Source organism: Thermoleptolyngbya sp. M55_K2018_002, assembly GCF_015295965.1.
Classification (GTDB): Bacteria; Cyanobacteriota; Cyanobacteriia; order Elainellales; family Elainellaceae; genus Thermoleptolyngbya; species Thermoleptolyngbya sichuanensis.
Window position 1 is genome coordinate 1 of record NZ_DVEA01000197.1, and the last position, 6,287, is coordinate 6,287.

5 protein-coding genes are annotated in these 6,287 nt (G+C 57.5%); 3 read left to right on the plus strand and 2 right to left on the minus strand.

What is annotated here, in order from left to right:
• From IGS51_RS09535 to IGS51_RS09545, 3 genes are all read left to right on the plus strand, one after another.
• On the plus strand, window positions 1-502 hold a 502-nt coding region (locus tag IGS51_RS09535), incomplete at its 5' end, for an L-threonylcarbamoyladenylate synthase (RefSeq protein ID WP_297078187.1).
• A 142-nt stretch (window positions 503-644) separates the two neighbouring features.
• Complete coding sequence (locus IGS51_RS09540; protein WP_297078188.1) at window positions 645-1,526, plus strand: CHAD domain-containing protein; 882 nt, start codon at window positions 645-647, stop codon at window positions 1,524-1,526.
• 496 nt (window positions 1,527-2,022) lie between these two features.
• Window positions 2,023-5,436: a phycobilisome rod-core linker polypeptide gene (locus tag IGS51_RS09545; RefSeq protein ID WP_297078189.1), complete on the plus strand. Its 3,414-nt coding sequence runs from the start codon at window positions 2,023-2,025 to the stop codon at window positions 5,434-5,436.
• Window positions 5,437-5,658: 222 nt separating this feature from the next.
• Here the strand turns inward: IGS51_RS09545 and IGS51_RS09550 are convergent, their stop codons facing one another.
• Window positions 5,659-6,075, minus strand: a complete 417-nt coding sequence (locus IGS51_RS09550) for a DUF1824 family protein (RefSeq protein WP_297078190.1) — start codon at window positions 6,073-6,075, stop codon at window positions 5,659-5,661.
• 31 nt (window positions 6,076-6,106) lie between these two features.
• A partial coding sequence (locus IGS51_RS09555) for a hypothetical protein (protein ID WP_297078191.1) occupies window positions 6,107-6,287 on the minus strand: 181 nt, incomplete at its 5' end.

Consider the following 6,287-nt stretch of genomic DNA (forward strand, 5'->3'; position numbering starts at 1 on the left):
CTATGCTGCAAAGCAGCGGGACGAGCGCAAGCCGTTGATTTTGATGGGCGGCAGTGTGGAAGATTTGTGGGCGTTTGTGGCAGGGGATGGAGCGGCAAAGGCGCAGTGGCAGGCGGCGGCGGAGCGCTACTTTCCGGGCGCGGTGACGCTGGTGCTGCCTGCGGGCGATCGCCTCCCCCGCGCCATGAACCCGACCGATCCAACGACCATCGGCATCCGTGTACCCGACCATGCCCTAGCGCAACATCTGCTGGCGCAGACAGGCCCCCTGGCCACCACCAGCGTTAACCGCTCTGGAGAACCCGCGTTGCAAAATCTGGCAGACATTAACGCACAGTTTCCCGATGTCTATACGCTGACCGAAGCAGCGCTGGACGAACTGGGGCGATTGCTCTCGGTGTCTGCCACCTATGCGGGTTCTGGAACCCCCTCAACGGTGGTGAAATGGACGGATCAAGGCTGGCTCGTTTTGCGGCAGGGCCAGGTCGTTTTCCAGCCATAGGCTGCAAAAGCCGTAAGTTAAGATAAGACTAAAAATTGGTAAATTTCCTATGAAAACCGAGCAGCGGAGCAAGGGCAAGCAACCCAGGCAAAGCAAGCAAATCAGGCAACCCAAGGAACAGCCAACGCCTCAACCCTTGACTTTGGGAGAGTATGCTCATCGCATCGTGGGTGAGCAGTATCACCAGATGGTGAAGCACGAAAAGCACGTCCTGGCAGATACCGACCCGGAGCATCTCCACCAAATGCGCGTTCATAGCCGTCGGCTCTATACGGCACTGCAAGTATTTGGAGCCGCCATCGATTTGCCCAGGGCGGCACATCCCAAGCGCGTGCGATCGCTCACCAAGGCACTGGGCAAGCTGCGGGATCTGGACGTGCAAATCGCCACGCTCCAGACAGACTATCATCCCCATCTGAGCCAGCCAGAGCAGGCGTATCTGGAAACGGCGATCGCCGCACTCCAGCAAAAGCGCCACAAAACCCTTGCAGGCACCCGCGACATCCTCAGCCAGAGCCGCTATCAAGACCTGAAAACCGCCTACGAAACCTGGCTCAGCGCTCCCCGGTTCACGCCGCTGGCTCAAATCCCCGTTGTGACCGTTCTGCCCGACCTGCTCAGCCCGTTGCTATCGACCTCGCTGCTACACCCCGGCTGGCTCATTGCCACCGAAGCAGTGACCGAAGACACCGCCCCAACGCTGCACGACCTCCGCAAAGCCTGCAAGCACGTTCGTTACCAGGCAGAGTTTTTCGTCAGCTTCTATGGCGCTCAGTTCAAAGCCTGGATTGCCGGGCTAAAGTCGCTACAAGACAGCCTTGGTAGCTTGCAAGATATTCAGGTGCTGCTGGAGCTGCTATCCGACGTGCTGCCCAAAGGCACAGAGCTATTAGAACTGCGGCAAATGGTGCAATCCAACCAGCAGCAAATTTTGGCGAACTGGAACCAAACGCGCCTCCAGCATCTCGACCCGGCCTCGCGCTACCAGCTTTATGAAATGCTGCTCCAGCCAGTGTTGGAGTAATGCAGCGTTGGCGCACTGAGAAATGAGTTGGCGCACCGAGGTTGGCGCACCGCGAAATGACCGCAGGAGGAGTGGACTGGGTGAGATGGGCGATCGCCCCCTTTATCCCCGCCCCCCCATCTCCCCGACCTCTTTGTTTTGCAACAAAACTTATCACTTCTCTCAGCCTGATTCCATCCACAGAATCAGGTTTTTTGGGACACTCTAGAGAGAGTTCTCGACATGCTTTTTAACATTCCGCATGGCGGGGCCTAAACGTTCTAATCTAAAAGTTAATCTGTAAGACCCCAGAACGCTTGTTTAGTATCGCTTGCGACAATTTCTCCTGTGCCCATCACGGTCTGTGCCCATCACGATCTGTGTCCATCACAGTCTGTGCCCATCACAGTCTGTGCCCATCGGAAAGTGTCGTTATTCAAGCCGTTCTGAATTTCGTACTGGGAACGTCTACTTCTCACCTGAGGCAGTTGTTTATTAAGGGAGCTTTTGAAATCCAATGAGTGTCACGGCAAGCGGTGGAAGCTCTGTTGCGCGTCCAAACCTTTATCAAACCCTACCCGTCTCAACCATTTCCCAGGCGGAGCAGCAAGACCGATTCCTGGGGCGGGGTGAACTCGCCGAATTGACCAGTTTCTTCTCTTCTGGACTCAAGCGATTGGCGATCGCCGATGCCATCACCAGAAGTTCCGAACTCATCGTCTCTCGGGCCGCCAACCGCATCTTTGTCGGCGGCTCCCCCATGGCCTTTCTCGAAAAGCCCCCCGAAGAAGTCCCCGTTATGATGACGATGGGCGGCGTTGCCCTCGACACCGAAGAAGCCATGAAGCTAGGCACCGTGACCTACGTTTCTGGTAGCGGCGGGGGTGGTTTGCTGGAGGGACTGCGGAACCTGTTTACCACGCCCAGCGCCGGCCCCACGCCTCCTGGCTTCCGCCCCATCAACGTCGCCCGCTACGGCCCTGCCAACATGCAGAAGTCTCTGCGGGATCTAAGCTGGTTCCTGCGCTATGTCACCTATGCCATCGTTGCAGGCGACCCCAACATCATCTCGGTGAACGTGCGTGGTCTGCGGGAAATCATCGAGAACGCCTGCTCCGGCGAAGCCACCATCGTAGCCCTGCAAGAAATGCGGGTCGGGGCCCTGACGCTGTTCCGCGATGATGCCGACGCTGCGCTGATCGTGACGCAATATTTTGAAGTGCTGATCAACGAGTTCGTTGCCCCCAGCCCCTCCAACAAACTGCGTCAGCGGCCCTCTGGCGACCAGCAAGGTCTGCAACTGCCTCAGATTTACTTCAACGCGGCAGAGCGTCGTCCCAAGTACGCCATGAAGCCGGGGCTATCGGCCAGCGAGAAAAACGACGTGGTGAAGGCTGCCTATCGCCAGGTGTTTGAGCGGGACATTACCCGCGCCTATTCCCTGGGCATTTCTGATCTGGAATCCAAGGTGAAGAACGGCGAAATCTCCATGAAGGAGTTTATCCGCCGCCTGGCCAAGTCGCCGCTGTATCGCAAGAATTTCTACGAGCCGTATATCAACAGCCGCGCTCTGGAACTGGCATTCCGCCACATCCTGGGTCGAGGACCCAGCTCTCGCGAAGAGGTGCAAAAGTATTTCAGCATCGTTTCCAAAGGTGGGCTGTCGGCGCTGGTGGATGCCCTAGTCGATTCTCAGGAATATTCTGACTACTTTGGCGAAGAAACCGTGCCTTACCTGCGCGGTCTGGGACAAGAGGCCCAAGAGTGTCGCAACTGGGGGCCTCAGCAAGACCTGTTTAAGTACAGCGCTCCTTTCCGCAAGGTGCCGCACTTCATCACCACCTTTGCCAAGTACAATCAGCCGCTGCCCGATCAGCATGTGTATGGTTCTGGCAACGACCCTCTAGAGATTCAGTTTGGCGCGATCTTCCCGAAACAGACGCGCAACCCCAGCACCAGTCCTGCCCCCTTTGGCAAAGACACCCGCCGGATTCTGATCAATCGCGGCCCTGGCATCAACAACCAGTTGAGCAATCCGGGCGCACGCGGTGTTGCCCCTGGAACTCTCGGCCCCAAAGTGTTCAAGCTGGATCAGGTTCCCAGCTATACAGGCACCTTCAGCAAGAAGGGCGGCGACACCAAGGGCATCAGCGTCAAGTATTCCGAAAGCTCCACGCAGGCGGTCATTCGCGCCATTTACCTGCAAGTGATTGGGCGCGATGTGTATGAGGGGCAGCGTCAGAAGGTTGCCGAAATCAAGCTGGAAAACGGCGAGATTACGGTACGCGAGTTTGTGCGGATTTTGGCGAAGTCTGACCTGTTCCGCAGCCTCTACTGGACTCCGCTGTACGTCACGAAGGCGATCGAGTATATCCACCGCCGCCTATTGGGCCGCCCCACCTACGGCCGCAAAGAGATCAACGCCTACTTTGACATTGCGGCGAAGAAGGGCTTCTATGCGGTGGTCGATGCCATGATCGACAGCATGGAATACAGCGAAGCCTTTGGCGAAGATACGGTGCCCTACGAGCGCTATCTCACGCCAGCGGGCTTGTCGCTGCGAACCAACCGAGTCGGCAGCATTGTCGATAAGGGCATTCTGAAACCCGTGGCTGAAGAAACGCCGAGCTTTGTGAGCTTGGGCGCGGTGACGGAGATTCGCACAGAGCCGGATGTGCAGTTCCGCTCTAACCAGGGCGTGTCGAAGAAGCGGGAACAGACGAAGGTCTTCAAGCTGACCTCGGCTGCCGATGTGGCGCAACTGAAGACGGTGATCGGTGCAGCCTATCGCCAAATCTTCGAGCGGGATATCGCGCCTTACATTGTTCAGAACGAGTTCACCGCGCTGGAGAGCAAGCTGGGCAACGGCGAAATCAACCTGAAGGAGTTCATCGAAGGTCTGGGAACCTCGAACCTCTATATCAAGGAGTTCTACACGCCCTATCCCAATACCAAAGTGATTGAGTTGGGTACGAAGCACTTCCTGGGTCGTGCGCCGCTGGATCAGGCGGAGATTCGCAAGTATAACCAGATCCTGGCATCACAAGGTCTGAAGGGCTTTATCAACGCGATGGTGAACAGCGCTGAATACGCGCAGGCCTTTGGCGAGGATACAGTTCCCTACAACCGCTTCCTGACGCTGCCCGCTGCCAACTTCCCGAACACGCAGCGCTTGTACAACACGCTGACCAAGCAGAACAAGACGCTGGTGGTGCCGAGCTTTGAGCCAGTGAAGTCGAAGCTAGACCCGACTAAACTGCCGCTGACTGGGCTGGCGATCGCCAATCTATCCACCCAAGCTCGTCAGCCCGACCCCACAAAGCCCAAGTTTGTGGAACTGGGCCGCTCCTTCCTGGCGGAAGGTCAGGGGCAATCTGTTGAGATTGGGGTAGGAACCTCTCGCCGCAAGCCTGCTCGGATCTTCCGCATGAACCCCAGCATGACGCGGGGCGAGACGGAACTGGTGATCGATGCCATCTACGTGCAGGTGATGGACGTGTTCAGCGGACAAGTTCCGGCAGAGTTCCGCCGCAGCGACCTGGAAAGCAAGCTGCGGAATGGGGAGATCTCGGTGCGCGAGTTTGTGAAGACGCTGGCGGGTTCGGATATCTACCGCAAGCGGTTCTACACGCCCTATCCCAATACCAAGGTGATCGAGTTTCTATTCCGCCATCTGCTGGGGCGGGCTCCGGCCACCCAAGCAGAGATTCGCGAATACAACAAGCTGCTGGCCGATAGCGGTCTGAAAGCAGCCGTAGACGCGATGGTGGAAAGCGCCGAATACTCGCGCTACTTTGGCGAAGATGTGGTGCCCTACAAGCGCTTCCCGTCCTTGCCCGCAGGCAACTACCTGGGCAGCGTGACGGCGGATGCCGACCTAGTGAAGCAATCCTGGTCTAGCCTGTCGCCCTCGTATCTGACTGGGCAGTAGATCAGGGATTGGGGCTTGGGAGTTAGGGTAGTCTGTTTGGCTGCCCTAACCGGTTGCCTTAATCTCACCTGTTTGCTGATTTGAAAGCTTAACAAAAAGCCTCAGCCTATTGTGCCGAGGCTTTTTACTTTTGAACTGAGAACAGCAGTGAATTGGAGAGCCAAGACTGCGAAGGTTTTGGAGTCTTCTGGCAAGCTAGCTTCCAGACCTAATCCCCAAACCTCAGCCCCAAAGATCTAGGGGTAGATGACCGTAGAGGTCATTGATATCATCGGGATCGGCAGACTGACACGACACCAGCACGCCGCGATGTTCGCCAGGGTAGGTGTCTGCGTAGCAGAGGCTCGATTTGGGGTTGAACTTGAGATAGACTGGGCCCTCCAGCGAGGCGGCTGGCGGCTGCGGTGCATAGCCGAGGGCGATCGCATACTGTTGCAGCGCTGCCCAGCCCGCTGCCTGAGAACTGGCGCAAACTCCCAGCATTTGATAATCAGAGTGCTGTGCGACCCGCTTCAGCGCTTCGCGGAGACGTGCTTTTTCCTCAGCGGATAGCGTGGGCGCAGCAGTCTGACAATCGAACTGCTTGAGCAGACGCTGCGCTTGGTCACGGGTGAGGGCGATCGCCTTAGAATCCGTCATAACGCTGTCCAATCCCTAAGCTAATCCCTAACTATGCCTTAGAGGTTTCCGGTTCGGCAGCGGCCTCAGGCTCCGCAGTTTCTTCAGCAGCAGGCGCTTCTGCCACAGGTTCCAGCACAGGTTCCGGCGCGGGCGCAGGCGCTTCGGCTGCGGGTTCCGGCTCAGCAGCGGATTCGGGTTCCGGTGCGGGTGCTTCGGCCGCGGGTTCGGGT